The 15577-nt window shown below is 68.0% G+C and carries 14 protein-coding genes; 5 read left to right on the top strand and 9 right to left on the bottom strand.

Annotated features, from left to right (window positions below):
- Positions 1-61: 61 nt before the first annotated feature.
- A complete protein-coding gene (locus G9C85_RS00640; protein WP_166036239.1) occupies positions 62-1762 on the top strand; it encodes a methylmalonyl-CoA mutase in 1701 nt (566 codons plus the stop codon).
- Positions 1763-1807: 45 nt separating this feature from the next.
- Here the strand turns inward: G9C85_RS00640 and G9C85_RS00645 are convergent, their stop codons facing one another.
- Positions 1808-3112 carry a hypothetical protein gene (locus tag G9C85_RS00645; protein WP_166036240.1) on the bottom strand — a complete coding sequence of 435 codons (1305 nt, stop codon included), beginning with the start codon at positions 3110-3112 and terminating at the stop codon, positions 1808-1810.
- An 89-nt stretch (positions 3113-3201) separates the two neighbouring features.
- A complete protein-coding gene (locus tag G9C85_RS00650; RefSeq protein ID WP_166036241.1) occupies positions 3202-4593 on the bottom strand; it encodes a UDP-N-acetyl glucosamine 2-epimerase in 1392 nt (463 codons plus the stop codon).
- Positions 4594-4771: 178 nt separating this feature from the next.
- On the opposite strand from G9C85_RS00650, the gene acs reads away from it, so the two are divergent.
- A complete protein-coding gene (gene acs, locus G9C85_RS00655) occupies positions 4772-6763 on the top strand; it encodes an acetate--CoA ligase (RefSeq protein ID WP_166036242.1) in 1992 nt (663 codons plus the stop codon).
- A 15-nt stretch (positions 6764-6778) separates the two neighbouring features.
- On the opposite strand, the gene G9C85_RS00660 is transcribed toward acs, so the two are convergent.
- The 4 genes from G9C85_RS00660 to G9C85_RS00675 form a co-directional block, all read right to left on the bottom strand.
- Entirely contained in the window at positions 6779-7060 is a 282-nt protein-coding gene (locus G9C85_RS00660) for a cox cluster protein (RefSeq protein ID WP_166036243.1), read from the bottom strand.
- 213 nt (positions 7061-7273) lie between these two features.
- Positions 7274-9130, bottom strand: a complete 1857-nt coding sequence (locus tag G9C85_RS00665) for a cbb3-type cytochrome c oxidase subunit I (protein ID WP_205254290.1) — start codon at positions 9128-9130, stop codon at positions 7274-7276.
- Positions 9131-9428: 298 nt separating this feature from the next.
- On the bottom strand, positions 9429-9833 hold the full coding sequence (locus G9C85_RS18735; protein ID WP_193570577.1) for a DUF6684 family protein: 405 nt from the start codon (positions 9831-9833) through the stop codon (positions 9429-9431).
- Between the two features lie 69 nt (positions 9834-9902).
- The gene (locus G9C85_RS00675) at positions 9903-10343 is read right to left on the bottom strand and encodes a cox cluster protein (protein WP_166036245.1); all 441 of its coding nucleotides are present in this window, start codon (positions 10341-10343) and stop codon (positions 9903-9905) included.
- Positions 10344-10486: 143 nt separating this feature from the next.
- Between G9C85_RS00675 and G9C85_RS00680 the strand changes: the two genes are divergently transcribed.
- Together G9C85_RS00680 and G9C85_RS00685 are read left to right on the top strand one after the other, a co-directional pair.
- Positions 10487-11653: a thiolase domain-containing protein gene (locus G9C85_RS00680; protein ID WP_166036246.1), complete on the top strand. Its 1167-nt coding sequence runs from the start codon at positions 10487-10489 to the stop codon at positions 11651-11653.
- A 55-nt stretch (positions 11654-11708) separates the two neighbouring features.
- Positions 11709-12104, top strand: a complete 396-nt coding sequence (locus tag G9C85_RS00685) for a Zn-ribbon domain-containing OB-fold protein (RefSeq protein ID WP_166036247.1) — start codon at positions 11709-11711, stop codon at positions 12102-12104.
- A gap of 64 nt (positions 12105-12168) precedes the next feature.
- On the opposite strand, the gene G9C85_RS00690 is transcribed toward G9C85_RS00685, so the two are convergent.
- The 3 genes from G9C85_RS00690 to G9C85_RS00700 form a co-directional block, all read right to left on the bottom strand.
- Positions 12169-13152 carry an alpha/beta fold hydrolase gene (locus G9C85_RS00690; protein WP_166036248.1) on the bottom strand — a complete coding sequence of 328 codons (984 nt, stop codon included), beginning with the start codon at positions 13150-13152 and terminating at the stop codon, positions 12169-12171.
- A 123-nt stretch (positions 13153-13275) separates the two neighbouring features.
- Entirely contained in the window at positions 13276-14331 is a 1056-nt protein-coding gene (meaB, locus tag G9C85_RS00695; protein ID WP_166036249.1) for a methylmalonyl Co-A mutase-associated GTPase MeaB, read from the bottom strand.
- The gene (locus G9C85_RS00700; RefSeq protein WP_166036250.1) at positions 14328-14744 is read right to left on the bottom strand and encodes a cobalamin B12-binding domain-containing protein; all 417 of its coding nucleotides are present in this window, start codon (positions 14742-14744) and stop codon (positions 14328-14330) included. Before G9C85_RS00700 ends, meaB begins: the two co-directional genes overlap by 4 nt.
- Positions 14745-14927: 183 nt before the next feature.
- On the opposite strand from G9C85_RS00700, the gene G9C85_RS00705 reads away from it, so the two are divergent.
- On the top strand, positions 14928-15551 hold the full coding sequence (locus G9C85_RS00705) for a DUF420 domain-containing protein (RefSeq protein WP_166036251.1): 624 nt from the start codon (positions 14928-14930) through the stop codon (positions 15549-15551).
- Positions 15552-15577 lie beyond the last annotated feature (26 nt).

A 15577-nucleotide genomic window follows, 5' to 3' on the forward strand; every position in this document is an offset into this window, starting at 1 on the left:
TCGACGGACCGGATCGACCGCTACCGAACGATTATAGTCGTGGTCGGTGAAAATTACGTCCATGTACGACGACGACGACCTCGCGGACATCCGCGCGTCCCGCGAGGAGTGGGCCTCGGACACGCTCGACCCCGTCCTCGACTCGTACGGGGAACGCAAGGACCGGTTCGCGACCGTGTCGAACCTCGAGGTCGACCGCGTCTACGACCCCGAGGACGTCGCCGACCTGGACTACGACGAAGACCTCGGCTTCCCCGGCGAGGAACCCTATACGAGAGGACCGTATCCGACGATGTACCGCGGCCGGACGTGGACGATGCGGCAGTTCGCCGGAATGGGGACCGCCGAGGAGACGAACGAGCGCTTCCACTACCTCCTCGAGAACGGCCAGACGGGACTGTCGACCGCGTTCGACATGCCGACGCTCATGGGGATCGACAGCGACGCCCCGATGGCCGAGGGCGAGATCGGGAAGGAGGGCGTCGCCGTCGACACGCTCGCGGACATGGAGGTGCTGTTCGACGGCATCGACCTGAGCGAGATCTCGACGAGCTTCACGATCAACCCGAGCGCGCCCGTCATCTACGCGATGTACGTCGCGCTCGCCGACGAGCAGGGCGTTCCCCGCGAGGACGTCCGCGGGACCCTCCAGAACGACATGTTCAAGGAGTTCATCGCACAGAAGGAGTGGGTCATTCCACCCGAGCCGAGTCTCGACCTCGTCACGGACACCATCGAGTACTCCACGACGGAGACGCCGAACTTCCACCCCGTCTCCATTTCGGGGTACCACATCCGGGAGGCGGGCTCGACGGCCGTCCAGGAGCTCGCGTTCACGCTCGCGGACGGGTTCGGGTACGTCGAGGACGCCGTCGACCGTGGCCTCGACGTCGACGACTTCGCGCCGCGGCTCTCCTTCTTCTTCAACTCGCACAACTCGATCTTCGAGGAGGTCGCGAAGTTCCGCGCAGCGCGCCGCATCTACGCGCGCGTCATGGACGAGTGGTACGACGCCGAGAAGCCCGAGTCGAAGCGCCTGAAGTTCCACACGCAGACCGCTGGCCAATCGCTCACCGCCCAGCAACCACTGAACAACGTCGTGCGCGTGACGATCCAGGCGCTCGCTGGCGTCCTCGGCGGCACGCAGTCGCTGCACACGAACTCCTTCGACGAGGCGCTCGCGCTCCCGAGCGAGAAGGCGGTGCGGGTCGCGCTCCGCACCCAGCAGATCATCGCCGAGGAGTCCGGCGCGGCCGACATCGTCGACCCCATGGGTGGGAGTTTCGCGGTCGAGGCGCTCACGGACCAGGTCGAGGCCCAAGCGATGGAGTACATCGAGACGATCAAGGAGATGGGCGACGGCTCCGTGCGCGACGGCATCCTCGAAGGCATCGACCAGGGCTTCTTCCTCAGGGAGATCCAGGAGGCGTCCTACGAGTACCAGGAGCGCGTCGAGGACGGCGAGGAGGTCGTCGTCGGCGTGAACGAGTACACGATCGACGAGGACACCGAGCCCGAAATCCTCAAGGTCGACGAAGAGACGGAGCGAACCCAGCTCGACCGGCTGGAGCGCGTGAAGGACGAACGGGACGACGACGCCGTCGACGCAGCCCTCGAGGACCTCGCCGTAGCGATCGAGGACGACGAGAACGTCATGCCCGCGATCGTCGACGCGGTGAAGGCGTACGCGACGATGGGCGAGATCATGCAGGTGTTCGAGGACGCGTACGGCGCGTACTCAGAACAGATCGGGCTCGCCTGAACGGTTCGCGTCGGCCTCCCAGAATGCAGTACGGCTGACCGACGCTCAGGCGCGCTCGTGCCGGATCGCTTCTTGCTGACGGTCGAGGACTGCCGCTTCGAGCGACGGTGCCCGGGTGTCGCCGAGAGCACCGACCGATGCGCGGTAGTCGGACGAGCGGACGGTAGCGGTCGCGTTCGCCTCGTCGAGCACGGCGAGCGCGATGGAGACGTTCGGGCTGCCGACGTACGCGCGAACGGCGGATCGCCGCGGGAGGACGCGAGCGTCGCTCTCGACGGCCGAACGGGAGTCGACGACGTGTAGCGTCGTGTCGTTCTCCGAGCCGGTCGCGTAGACGTACGCGGTCTCGCCGGGCGCGAGCGATCGGTTCACGGCCGTCTGCGCGCTGACGTTCCCGAGCACGCCGACCGAGTGATTCGACAGGGTCCGTTCGCCCGTGTTCTCGAGTTCGAGCACGGTGCCGTTCGCGGCAAGTGTCCCGTTCAACCGCGTCACCTCGCTCGTCCACGCCGGCGTCGACAGCTCGGTGTCGTTCACTCCGCGGAGTCGGTAGTCCATCTGCGTGCGCGCCATCGACCCGTCGGCGGACTCGATCGCGAGCGCCGCCTCGGCGTCGTGGATCGTCCCGCTCGCGTCGACGTACACCGCGAACGACATGTCCGAGAGCGAGCTGTTCGGGGCGCCGAGCACGCCACGGACCCGTTGGAACTGCGTCTCGTTCACCGCCGTCGTCTCGTACCGGACGACCTTCTCGCCGCTGCGGGTGTCGAACCCCGTCGGTCGCATGCGGTCGGACAGCTGGAAGTAGAGGAACGCGACGGACGGCATCGACTGGGACGGCTGCCGGTACGTCTGCATCACGCTCCGGACCGGCCCGCTCCCGTACTCGGTCGTCGTCCCGCTCGCGCCGACCGTCTGCGCGTACACCGTGTTCCCCGACCGGTAGACGCGCTTCGCGGACGCCGTGCCGTTCCCGACCGTCCGCGTCTCGTTCGCGAACCCGCTCGGGCCGCGCGTGACGTTCGCGAACACGGTCGCGCGATCGTCCGCCGCGCCGCCACCGCGGAGGCGCGTGTACGACAGGTTCGACTGGTACGTCGACTGGGAGACCGACGCGAAGTGCGCCTGCAGCAAGCGACGCGGGTTCGGGATTCCACGCGGTCCCGCGCCCGGCGCCACCAGCGTCGACGGCACCGTCACACGGTTCGAATCCCCATTCGACGCCGTTTCGGACGTCGTCGTCGGCGAGTCCGTCGCAGCGTCCGGCGTGGTCGACGTCGCCGGCCCGCCGCTACAGCCCGCGAGCACGACGACCGCCACCACCAGCACCGTCGCGAATCTGCGTGTCATTGGTCGAACCCTCCCCCCGAACCTACTTGAACGTGGCTAACCGGTAACTGCCGACCACCGCCGCCGTAAATTCAGGTCCCGGCGACGCCCTATAGGTACTCCATCCCCGTCGTCTCGCCGAGGTCGAACCCGGCGCGTTCGTGCGACCACTCGACGGGCTCGTCGCGGTGTGCGTCCATGAACGAGACGATCTCCTCGCCGACGTCCGCGCCGTACAGTTCCGGGCCGTCGCGCATCCGTTCGCGGAGCGCGTCGTCGTCGGCCACGCGACTGACTGCCGCCTGGACGAACTCGCCGGAGATCGGCGGGACGAGGAGGTTCGTGTTCGCCTCGAACACCGTCTCCGGGCGGTCCGTGTTGAATCGCGCGGTGAGGCAGACGGTCTCCTCGATGTGGTTCAGTTCCTCCTGCATGCTCCCCGAGTCCGTGAACTCCGCGAGGCACTGCCCGGACTCGAGGAACTCGTAGACGTGCGCGTGCTTCTTCCAGAGGCCCGTGAACAGGAAGTTCTCGCGCTCGGCGTCGAGTTCGAGCAGCCGCTCGCGCAACCCCGTCGCCTCTAGCGCCGACCGGGTGGCGTTCAGTTCGACGAAGTTGACGTTGAAGCCGTCCTCGACGAGCGCGATCACGCCCTCGACGACCGCGCGGAACCGGCCCGGGAGCAGGTTCGCGCGCCGGTGGACGTCCACGCGGATCCAGTCGTCGCGCTCCTCCAGCGTCGGGTACACGTCGAAGACGCTCTCGTCGAGCTCCGCGGCGCGCTTCGCGTCGATCGCGTCGACGACGCTGTTCCCGACGACGGGGACGCGCTCCTCGGGGTAGCCCTCGCGGACGAGGTGCTCGCGGTTCAACTCGACGGGCGCGAAGTGATAGAGCGACGCGGCGGACCCGACGAACGTGTCGTACTGCTCGGGGAACGGCTCGGAGCGATCGACGTGCCAGTCGCCGGTCCACTGCGCGTCGACGAACGCGTCGACCGCGGCGTCGTCACCGACCGCGAGCCCCTCGCGGTCGACGGCGTCGTAGTCCGGCGCCATCCCGCGCAGTCCCGCCTCGTTGTGCGCGACCTGCTCGCCGGTCGCGAACGCCCACGCCTGCGGGATGGTCGCGGCGGCGTGCGTGTCCCCGTGCACGAGCGGGACGACGGTCGTGTCCGGGTGGTGCTCGTCGAGGTAGTCCGTGAACGCGTCGATGCGCGTCGTCACCTCCGCGGTCTTCTGTGAGAGGTCGCCGCGGACGCCGAGGTCGACGCCGACGCGGTCCTCGACGCCGTACTCCGCGAGCCCGTGCCCGAGCAGGTCGTCGTAGTGCTGGCCGGTGTGGAGGACGAACGCCGGCACCCCGAGGTCCTCGGCGGCGGTCACGACCGGCGCTTGCTTGTAGAAGTCGGGCTTGGTCGCCGTGACGACGGCGATCGCGAAGTCCTCTCCCTCCAGTCTGGCGTCGAGTCGGTCCGCGTGGACCGTGTACGCAGAACTCATTGCCACCTGCTCGTCGTTCGAGGACCGAGTAGTTGTCCATCTACTGCTTCGTTCGCGCGGCGAGCGTCCGCGCTCCGGGGTCGTCCACGCGGTGCTCGCGACGGGCGCAGTCCGAGAACCGTCCGCCCGCGGCGGGGGAACGCTTATCCCGGTTATCGTCGTCGGTCTAGCACGAACTATGGCCGACGATACCGAGGACGGCGAGGTGGAACTCGAAGCACGACTCGCAGAACAGGACACCTTCGAGCCCTCGGCGGCGTTCGTCGAGCAGGCGAACGTCAGCGACGACGGCATCTACGACGCGTTCGCGGAGAACTGGCCCGAGTGCTGGGAGCGAGCCGCCGACCTCGTCGACTGGGACGACGACTACGACGAGGTGCTGGACGACTCGAACCCGCCGTTCTTCGAGTGGTTCACGGGCGGGGAGCTGAACGCGAGCTACAACTGCATCGACCGGCACGTCGAGAACGGTGCGAAGAACCGCGCCGCCATCAAGTGGGAGGGCGAACTCGGTGAGACGCGCACGTACACGTACCAGGACCTCTACCGGGAAGTGAACGCGTTCGCCGCCGGTCTCCGCGACATCGGCGTCGGCGAGGACGACGTCGTCACGCTGTACATGCCGATGGTACCCGAACTCCCCATCGCCATGCTCGCGTGCGCGCGCATCGGCGCCCCCCACAGCGTCGTCTTCGCGGGATTCTCAGCGAACGCGCTCGCGACGCGGATGAACGCTGCGGACTCCGAGTACCTCGTCACGTGCGACGGCTACTATCGCCGCGGCGACGCCCTCAACCACAAGGGGAAGGCCGACGAGGGCCTGCGCGGCGTCGACCACCACGTCGAGACGGTCGTCGTCGACCGCCTCGGCGACGAACTCACGCATTTCCTCGGCGACCACGCCCGAGACTACGGCGACCTCGTCGACAAGCACGAAGGCGCCGAGGTCGACCCCGTCAGTCGCGACGCCGAGGACATGCTCTTCCTGATGTACACCTCGGGCACCACGGGCGAACCGAAGGGCGTGAAGCACACCACGGGCGGCTACCTCTCGTACGCCGCGTGGACGACCGAGAACGTCCTGGACGTGAAGCCCGAGGACACGTACTGGTGCGCTGCCGACATCGGCTGGATCACCGGGCACTCCTACATCGTGTACGGCCCGCTCGCGCTCGGCACGACGACTGTGATGTACGAGGGGACGCCCGACTACCCCGAGCGCGACCGGCTCTGGGAGTTAGTCGAGAAGTACCGCGTCGACCAGCTCTACACCGCACCGACCGCCATCCGATCGTTCATGAAGTGGGGGAACCAGTACCCCGAACGGCACGACCTCTCGAGCCTCCGCCTGCTCGGCACCGTCGGCGAACCGATCAACCCGCGCGCCTGGAAGTGGTACTACAAGCACATCGGTGACGAGGACTGCCCGGTCGTGGACACGTGGTGGCAGACCGAGACCGGCGGGATGATGATCACGACCCTCCCGGGCGTCGGCGAGATGAAGCCCGGGAGCGCCGGCCCGCCGCTCCCCGGCATCGGCGCCGAGGTCGTCGACGTCGACGGCGACCCCGTCGACGCCGGCGACGCCGGCTACCTCACCGTCGAGAAGCCCTGGCCGGGGATGCTCCGCACGCTCTACCAGAACGACGAGCGGTACGTCCAGGAGTACTGGGCGGAGTACTCGGACGTCGACAGCGACGACCCCGACGACTGGACGTACTTCCCCGAAGACGGCGCGAAGATAGACGACGACGGCTACATCACCGTCCTCGGCCGCGTCGACGACGTCATCAACGTCTCCGGGCACCGCCTCGGCACCATGGAGATCGAGAGCGCGATCGTCGGCGTCGAAGGCGTCGCCGAAGCCGCCGTCGTCGGCGCGGACCACGACGTCAAGGGCGAAGCCGTGCACGCGTTCGTCATCACCGAAGACGACGCCACGCCCGGCGACGACCTCCGCGAACGGATAATCCAGGGCGTCGAGGACGCCATCGGCCCGATCGCCCGCCCCGAATCCGTCGTCTTCACGCCCGAACTCCCGAAGACGCGCTCCGGGAAGATCATGCGTCGGCTCCTCGTCGACGTCGCGAACGGCGACGACCTCGGCGACACCTCCACGCTCCGGAACCCCGACGTCGTCGACGACATCCAGGCCGCCGTCGAGAAGTAGCCCGCGACCCCCTCCTCACTCCACCGCGGCGTCGTCGTACCGCGCCACGAACTGGACGAGTGCGAGGAGCACGCCGAGCGAGACAGCGAGCATCGCCATCCCGTACAGCGCGAACGAGACGGGCGTGATCTCGAACGCGATCGGACCGAACGCCGCCATCTCGACGCCCTTCTGTGCCGGCAGGATGATCCCGAGCACGTACCCGAGCACGCCAGCGAGTGCGACCACGCCGACGTAGACGACCACGACCACGCGCTTCCCGGAGAGCACCGTCGAGAGGCGAGCGTTCTCAGTCACACGCGACAGTTGGTGCGAGTAACGATTAGCCTTTGGCTTTGGGTCCCGTAGCCCGCGACATGAACGAGAAGGAGCTCCTGCTCGTCGTCCTCGGACTCGTCGCAATCATGATGTTCACCACCGGGTTCGTGCTCGCGACCGTCTGAGGACCCCTGACTGACTCGCCTCGCAACGCACTCGTCGAGAACTCGAAGCGAAGAACAGACCGCCGCGTCAGGCGTCCTCGGACGACGCGTCGTCGTCCGGCTGGCCGCCGTCCGTCATCGCCGTCTCGTCCTCGGGCTCGCCGCCGTCGGCGAGCGTCGTGTCCAGGCGGTCCGCGTGCCAGTCGAACTCGCGACTCGGCACGCCGTCCTCCTCGAGGTTCCACGGGTCCGGGCCGACGACCGGCCCCTCGAGCCAGGACTGAACCATGTTCCAGAGCCAGATCAGCTGCCCGACGAGGAGGATGAACGCACCGACGGTCGAGAGCACGTGCAGGCTCGTGAAGTAACCGAGGATGCCGTCGACGGTGATCCCGCTGTACGTCGCGTAGCGGCGCGGCATCCCGCCGTACCCCAGCAGGATCATCGCGAAGAACGTCAGGTTCGTGCCGACCATCGTCAGCCAGAAGTGCGCCTTCCCGAGCGTCCGCTGGTACATCCGCCCGGAGACGATCGGGAACCAGTAGTAGACGCCCGCGAACACCGCGAACGCGATGGCGCCCATGATGACGTAGTGGAAGTGCCCGACGACGTAGTACGTGTCGTGGAGCACGAGGTCGACGGGAATCGCGGCGAGGAACACGCCGGTGACGCCACCGATGATGAAGTTCGCGATGAACCCGATGCAGAACAGCATCGGCGTCGTCAACCGGAGGTTCCCGTTCCACATCGTCGTGATCCAGTTGAACGTCTTCACCGCGCTCGGTATCGCGATCGCGAGCGAGACCGCCATGAACCCCGCGCGCAGGCGCGGGTCGATGCCGCTCGCGAACATGTGGTGCGCCCACACGCCGAAGGAGAGGACGCCGATGGCGAGCGTCGAGTACACGACGAACTTGAACCCGAACAGCTTCCGTCCAGAGAACCGCGGGAGGACGTAACTGATGATGCCCATCGGCGGGAGCACCAGGATGTACACTTCGGGGTGACCGAAGAACCAGAACAGGTGCTGGTAGAGGATCGTCCCACCGCCTTCGACCATGAAGAACCCGGTCGCGAAGTTACGGTCGAGGAGGAGCATCACGAGCGCGCTCCCGAGGAGCGGGAACGAGAACAGGATGAGCGCGGACTGCGTGAGGATCGTCCACGAGAAGATGTCGAGCTTGTCCCAGCCGACGTCCTCGGCGCGCTCCGTGAAGATGGTCGCGATGAAGTTGATCGCGCCCATCGTCGCGGAGACGCCAGTGAGGTGCAGGCCGAGGAGCATCAGGTCCGTCCCGACGTTCAACGCGGACGTGTCGATCTCCGTGGACGCGATGACGCGACCCGCGTACTCGTACGTCATCGCGTCCCCACCGGCGGCGGTCTGTCCGGCCGCCAGGGGCGGGTACATCGTCCAGGACGCCATCGACGCGCTGATCGACTCGAAGAACGGTCCGAGGAAGAAGCCCGACCAGATGAGGACCGCGCCCGGCGGCAGGAGCCAGAATGCGATGGCGTTGATGCGCGGGAACGCCATGTCGTCCGCGCCGATGAGGAGCGGGATGAAGTAATTCGAGAACGCAGCGAGGATCGGCGTCCCGAACAGGAACAGCATCGTGATGCCGTGACTCGTCAGCAGCGCGTTGTAGAACGTCTCGCCGCCGACGACAGCGAGGACGTCCATCGCGGGCGTCGCCAGCTCGGTCCGCATCAAGATCACGGCGAGGCCACCCCACGCGAACGCGACGATCGCGTAGACGCCGTAGAGGATGCCGATGTCCTTGTGGTCGACCGTCGTCAACCACCGTACGATACCACCGGGCTTCTCGTCGTGCGAGTACCCGGTTTCGCCCCCGAGGGCGCCGCCGCCAGCCAGCGGCGTGTACGCGCGCCAGTCGTCGGCTCGCGACGCGAGCGCGAAGACGACGACGAGGAGCACGGCCATCAGGAGTGTAATTGCAAGCTCTCCGCTAAGACCCATGGAAGACGGTCAGGATTGCACCCTAAAGAAAGGTTCGGGTCGGCGCTCGCACCGGTTTCGCTTCCCGGATGCCGGCACCCTAAGGGTGTCGGTTGCCGGTCGACAATCACTGAGTCACTGACCGCTCGCATGCCGCCCGCTCCGTGGGTTCGACGGTTCCAGCAGGCACCAGCGACGGCGTCACGTCGAGTCGACCTCGGCGACGGCGCGGGACGGCGGTGTCGTCGCTATGAGGAGTGACTCGCGAACGGGACGGGGTCGGTCAGAAGACCTGTTCGTGCTCGCCGTCGTCGGAGTCGGCCGATTCCGCGCGGTCGTCGGATTCGGCGTCGTCGCCCGTGACGGACGGCGTTCCCTCGGGGGACTCCGTCCCCGCGGTCTCGGAGGTGTCCTCGACGCCGGGTTTCTCCTCGGCGTGAGCCGCACGACCCGCCTCTTCGCTCGCGATCGCGTCGCCCTCGATGGCGATCGCGGAGAAGTACGTGAGGACGGTGAGGAGGACGAACGACCCCCCGATGATGCCGAGCATGAGCGTGCTGTACAGCGGGTCCCAGCTGAACGGACCCGCGAGGACGAACAGGCCGATGAAGAAGGCCAGGATGCCCAGTGGAATGATGTTCACCACGAGGTCGAGCATCGTGTCCTTCGTGAAGACGCGCTGTGCCATTGCTATCGGTGGCTATTGAGGCCCGGACAAATAGGTTGTCGGTTCGCACCCGGCGTGGAACGTAGAATCTCAGCCGGCGACGGCGAGTTCCTTCCGCGTGAACCCGGCGACGGACGCGAGGAGGGTGATGCCGCCCGCGGCCATCATCGAGAGCCCACGGTACGCGATTGCGTTCGGGACGGCGACGAGTGCTGGGCCACCGACGGCGCCACCGTAGAGCGCGAAGACGGCCGTCCCGGCGACGAGGACGACGACGGCGAGCACGCCGAGGGTCGTCCAGGCGTCGTCCACGTACCCGGCTTCGTGGAGGATGCCGGCGACCGCGCCCGTGAACGTGAGGACGCCGACGATGGTCAGAACGTACACGCCGACGACGACGCCCACCTCCGCGATGGCGAGCCCGAACGCGACGAACATCGGCCACAGCGACGCGGAGGGCTTGTGGTCTGTCACGGCGCGGTTCCCGTCTTCGCTCCCGGTACCCGCGTTCTCGACGCTCTCCTTTGCCATGCCGTCACGTAAGTGGTTCAGGCATAAACACGTCACGGAACCCCCGCGTCCCGGTTCCGGCACCGTTCTCGAGGAGTGGCGGTCGTGTACGGAGCGCGCCGTTAACCACGACATATTAAGTGGTCGATGGCGAAGATTACGCCATGTCAGGTGTACGAGTAGCAGGTGTCGGACTCACTCCGTTCGGTGCGTCCCCGGAGCGCACGGGCCGGGATCTGTTCGCCGAAGCTGGCTGTGACGCGCTCGCGGACGCCGACGTCGACCGCGACGACGTCGAGGCCCTCCTCTACGGGAACTTCATGGGAGAACTGGCGGAACACCAGGGTCACCAGGGGCCGCTGATGGCTGAGGCCGTCGGCGTCGACGCGCCCGCGACGCGGTTCGAGGCGGCCTGTGCGTCCTCGGGGGTCGCGGTCCGCGAGGGCGTCAAGCGCGTCCGGAACGGCGAGGCGGACGTCCTCATGGTCGGCGGCGCGGAGCGCATGACGAACCTCGGGACGGCGGGGGCGACGGAGGCGCTCGCGATCGCCGCGGACGACCTCTGGGAGGTCAGCGCGGGCATGACGTTCCCGGGCGCCTACGCCCTGATGGCGCAGGCGTACTTCGCGGAGTACGGCGGGTCCCGCGAGGACCTCGCGGAGATAGCGGTGAAGAACCACGACAACGCCCTGATCAACGATAAGGCCCAGTACCAGCGCGAGATCGACGTCGAGACGGTCGTCGACGCGCCGATGGTGTCCGAACCGCTCGGGCTGTACGACTCCTGCCCGATCAGCGACGGCGCGGCGGCGGTCGTGCTCGTGAGCGACGAGTTCGCGGCCGAGCACGGTCTGGACGCGTCCGTCTCGATCACCGGCACCGGCCAGGGTGGCGACCTGATGGCGCTGCACGACCGCGAGTACCTCGCGCGGTCGCCGGCTGCGGACGAGGCCGCCGAGGAAGCGTACGCCGACGCGGACGTCCGCCCCGGCGACGTGGACGTCGCGGAGGTCCACGACTGCTTCACGATCGCGGAGGTGCTAGCCCTGGAGTCGCTCGGCCTCTGCGAGGTCGGCGAGGGCGTGTCTGCGGCCGCGGACGGCGTGACGACGAAGGACGGCGAGATGCCCGTGAACCTCTCGGGCGGCCTGAAGGCGAAGGGTCACCCCGTGGGCGCGACGGGCGCGTCCCAGATCTGCGAACTCACGATGCTCCTGCGCGGCGACCACCCGAACAGCGACGCGGTGCCCGAGGCTGAGTGCGGACTCGCGCACAATGCCGGCGGCACGGTCGCGTCCGCGGTCGTTCACGTGCTCGAGGTGGTCGCATGAGCGAGCGTCGCGAGCGAATGCGAGTACGCCCGAACGCAGTTCGGGAGGTGGACTCATGAGCGACGCCGACGAGGAGGTCGTGGACGCCGGGTACGACGAGTGGGTGACGGCCGTCGCCGACGGCGAGGGCTACTACCTCGAGTGCGAGAACGACCACGGGTCACTGCCGCCGCGTCGGGTCTGCCCGCACTGCGGGTCCCTCGACATCGCGGAGGTCCCGCTCCCCGAGGCCGGCGAGATCCAGACGTTCACGGTCACGCACGTCGCGACGCCGAACTTCACGGAGGACACGCCGTACGCGGTCTGCATCGCTCGATTCGGTGACGTTCGCGTCACCGGCCAGATGCGGGACGTCGCGGTCGAGGACGTCGAGGTCGGGCTCACGGTCGAGATCGATGTCGCCCAGACGGAGACGACCGGGGACGACCTCGTCGTCTTCCGGCCGCGGTAGGAGAGCGGACTCGTTCTCGGGACGGCCTTCGAATCCGGACTCTCCGTCCGGAGCACCGTTCGTGCTATTCGCGTTCGACGGCGATGCGGTCGGCCTCGACGTCGCGGTCGAGGTCGAGGTCGTCCGCGATGCCGTCGAGGAACGCCTCGGGGTGCTCGTCGTGGGGGAGGAGTGCGGCGTAGTCGACGACGACGAGCTTCGCGTTCGCGCGGTCGGCGAGTTCGCGGCCCGTCGAGAGCGGCGTGGTTTCGGCTTCGCGACCCCAGACGAGCGTCGTCGGGACGTCGAGGTCGGCGATGGCGGCGCCGAGGTCGACGTCGCTGTCGAGATAGCCGGCGACGAACGAGGCGGGCGCGTAGCGCGCGCCGGACTGGTGGGTGGTCTGCCAGTCGTAGCGCTTCCGGTCGGTCGCGTACGCGTCGGCGTCGTAGTAGGAGTGGTCGGCGCTGAAGTACTCGAGCGAGCGCTCGCTCGCGATCGCGTCGAACGCGAGCGTCCCGACGACCGGCGACCGGAGCAATCGCCGGACCATCGGTTTCTCGCCGCCCGGCATCGTCGACGCCGTCGGAGACACGAGCACGAGTCGACTCACCGACGCGCCCTTCGCGGCTTCGACGGCGTACGCCGCGGACAAAGAAGATGCGAGGACGGTCGCGTCCTCGCCAGCCACGTCCTCGAGGAACGCCCGGAGGAAGTCCTCGTAGTGCTCGTTCGTGTACTGGATGGGCGGGCGGTCCGAGCGCCCGAACCCGGGGAGGTCGGGCGCGACCACGTGGTAGTCCGCCGCGAGCGCCTCGGCGATCGAGACGAACTCGTTGCTCGACGCCGCCGCATTCACGCCGTGCACGAGCACGAGCGTCGGATTGTCCGGGTTCCCGAGGTCCGTGTAGTACGTGTCCATGCCGCGCCAGCGGTACGTCTCCCCGGCGCCGGGGAGCGGCCGCGGCAGGTCGCCGGCGCGCCGTCGAAGCAACCGGTCTGTCAGGACGCCGACGCCGATGGCACCCACGACGCCACCGGCGGCGTACAGCGCCTTCTTGGCTCGCATGTCCGCACATAGGACCGGGAGCGACTTCAACCTCGTGCCGGCGTCCGCCGATTCGCTCGCGTCTCGGCCCGCTCGCGTCTCGGCCCGCTACCGTCTCGGCCGGACCGACCGGCCGCGAGTCCGTCAGTCCTCGTCGAGGCACTCGGCGACCGGTGCGAGGACGTCGTCCGCGATCGAGTAGGGGTCGGTGTCGCCGGCGAGCACGCTGTCGGCGAGCGCGTCCACGCCCCCGTGGTCCTCGAGTTCGCCAGCGACGAGCGCCGCCGCGTCCTCGCGGAGCAGCGTCCTGATCTCCTCGGCGGTCCGCTGCCGGCGCTTGGCCGTCATCTGCCCGGTCTCGGCGAGCCAGTCGGCGTGCTCCTGGAGCGTCGCCAGGAACTCGTCGACGCCCTCGCCGCTCGTCGCCACCGTCTCCAATACCGGCGTCTTCCATGGCTCGGGCGCGTCCGCCGACTCGTCGCCCGTCTCCGGCATGTCGACATCCGTCTCGATGCCCATGCCGTGATGGCCGCCGGCGACGCTCACGTGTCCGTCGTCCATGTGCACCATCTCCTCTAACTCCTGGACGGTCCGGTCCGCGCCGTCCATGTCCGCCTTGTTCACCGCGAACACGTCCGCGATCTCGAGGATGCCCGCCTTCAGCATCTGGACGTTGTCCCCGGACTCCGGCGGCACCAGGACCGCGACCGTGTCCGCCGCCCGCACGATGTCGATCTCGTTCTGGCCCGCGCCCACGGTCTCGATGATCACCTTGTCCTTCCCGAACGCGTCCAGGGCCTTCACCGCGTCCGCGGTCGCCGTCGAGAGCCCACCGAGGCTCCCGCGCGCCGACATCGACCGGAAGAACACGTCCATGTCGCCGACGTTCGACGCCATCCGGATCCGGTCGCCGAGCACCGCCCCGCCCGTGTACGGCGACGACGGATCGATCGCGACGATGCCGACGGTGAGTCCGCGGTCGCGGTACGTCTTCGCCATCTTGTCGACGAGCGTCGACTTCCCCGCGCCGGGACTACCAGTGACCCCGATGACGTCAGCGCTGCCGGTGTGCTCGTAGAGCCCGGAGACGATCTCGCGGTAGCCGTCCTGGCGGTTCTCGATCTTCGTGATGGCTCGCGCGAGCGCGCGATGGTTCCCGTCGAGGATGCCCTCGAGGAGTTCCTCGGTGGAGAGCGTCATCGCTCGGGGACGTTCTCCCGGACGAACTCGATGGTATCCGCCATCGGCGTCCCCGGCCCGAACACCTCGGCGACGCCCATCTCCTTCAGTTCGGCCTTGTCGTCGTCGGGGACCACGCCGCCGACGAGGATGAGCGTGTCCTCGAACGCGTCGTACTCCTTGAGGCCGTCGATGACTTTCGGGACGAGCGTGCTGTGGGCGCCCGAGAGAATGCTGATCCCGACGACGTCGACGTCCTCCTGGACCGCCGCCTGCACGATCTCGTCCGGGGCCTTGTGCAGGCCCGAGTAGATGACCTCGAACCCGGCGTCGCGGAACGCCCGAGCGATGACGTGCGCGCCGCGGTCGTGCCCGTCGAGGCCGACCTTCGCGACGAGGCAGCGAATGGACCGCTCCTCCTGGCTCTGGCTCATGGCCAACTGTTCCCTTCCGGCAGGTTTTACTTTAACGGAAGTGTGACCGCCTACGGGTAGGGGTTCTCGGTGGGTTCGGCCCACCTTCGGTCCCGACGTCGACCAGCGACGCGTCCACGTCCGGGTCGAACTGCCGGCGAGGAATGCCAAAGCAATTACTCGCGCTCTCCTAACCCCCGGAGGATGACGGAAACGACGACGCCGCCGCTCCGGGACCTGAAGGGGTCCGTGCTGCCGCTGACGATCGCGCTCACGGTCGTCGGGTACGGGCTCGTGCTCGGGACGCTCTACCTCGGCCTCCCCATTTATCCCGACGTGGGCCTGGAGACGGTGAACGCGCTGAGCGACGCCATCGCGGTCATCAATACGCTCGCGACCACCAGTCTCGTCCTCGGCTGGTACGCGATCCGGCGGGGGAACGTCGACGCACACCGGCGGTTCATGTCGGGCGCGTTCGCGCTCATCCTCGTGTTCCTCGTCCTCTACCTCCTGAAGACCGGTGGCGGCGGGACGAAGGAGATCGCGCTCGAACCGGGCGCGATGTACTACGCGTACCTCGCGATGCTCGCCGTCCACATCCTCCTCTCCATCGTCTCAGTCCCGGTCGTCCTCTATGCACTACTGCTCGGCGTCACGCACACGCCGCGGGAACTCCGCGAGGAGACTCCGCACCGGCGCGTCGGACGCGTCGCCGCGAGCGCGTGGATCGTCTCGCTGTCGCTCGGCGTCGTCACGTACCTCATGCTGAATCACCTCTACGGGTTCGAGTTCGTGAAGGCAGTCGTCGCCGTACCGCTCCCCGTCTGACGAGTGCTAACGACCCGCTCCGTCCA

This window comes from Halorubellus sp. JP-L1 (assembly GCF_011440375.1).
In the GTDB taxonomy this organism is placed as follows: Archaea; Halobacteriota; Halobacteria; order Halobacteriales; family Natrialbaceae; genus Halorubellus.

Coding starts and splice junctions, on each gene's coding strand:
- G9C85_RS00640 (WP_166036239.1), top strand. CDS start 62: ATGTACGACGACGACGACCTCGCGGACATCCGCGCGTCCCGCGAGGAG.
- G9C85_RS00680 (WP_166036246.1), top strand. CDS start 10,487: ATGTCAGGTGTACGAGTAGCAGGTGTCGGACTCACTCCGTTCGGTGCG.
- G9C85_RS00650 (WP_166036241.1), bottom strand. CDS start 4,593: ATGAGTTCTGCGTACACGGTCCACGCGGACCGACTCGACGCCAGACTG.
- G9C85_RS00705 (WP_166036251.1), top strand. CDS start 14,928: ATGACGGAAACGACGACGCCGCCGCTCCGGGACCTGAAGGGGTCCGTG.
- G9C85_RS00645 (WP_166036240.1), bottom strand. CDS start 3,112: ATGACACGCAGATTCGCGACGGTGCTGGTGGTGGCGGTCGTCGTGCTC.
- meaB (WP_166036249.1), bottom strand. CDS start 14,331: ATGACGCTCTCCACCGAGGAACTCCTCGAGGGCATCCTCGACGGGAAC.
- G9C85_RS00700 (WP_166036250.1), bottom strand. CDS start 14,744: ATGAGCCAGAGCCAGGAGGAGCGGTCCATTCGCTGCCTCGTCGCGAAG.
- G9C85_RS18735 (WP_193570577.1), bottom strand. CDS start 9,833: ATGGCACAGCGCGTCTTCACGAAGGACACGATGCTCGACCTCGTGGTG.
- G9C85_RS00665 (WP_205254290.1), bottom strand. CDS start 9,130: ATGGCCGTGCTCCTCGTCGTCGTCTTCGCGCTCGCGTCGCGAGCCGAC.
- G9C85_RS00685 (WP_166036247.1), top strand. CDS start 11,709: ATGAGCGACGCCGACGAGGAGGTCGTGGACGCCGGGTACGACGAGTGG.
- acs (WP_166036242.1), top strand. CDS start 4,772: ATGGCCGACGATACCGAGGACGGCGAGGTGGAACTCGAAGCACGACTC.
- G9C85_RS00690 (WP_166036248.1), bottom strand. CDS start 13,152: ATGCGAGCCAAGAAGGCGCTGTACGCCGCCGGTGGCGTCGTGGGTGCC.
- G9C85_RS00675 (WP_166036245.1), bottom strand. CDS start 10,343: ATGGCAAAGGAGAGCGTCGAGAACGCGGGTACCGGGAGCGAAGACGGG.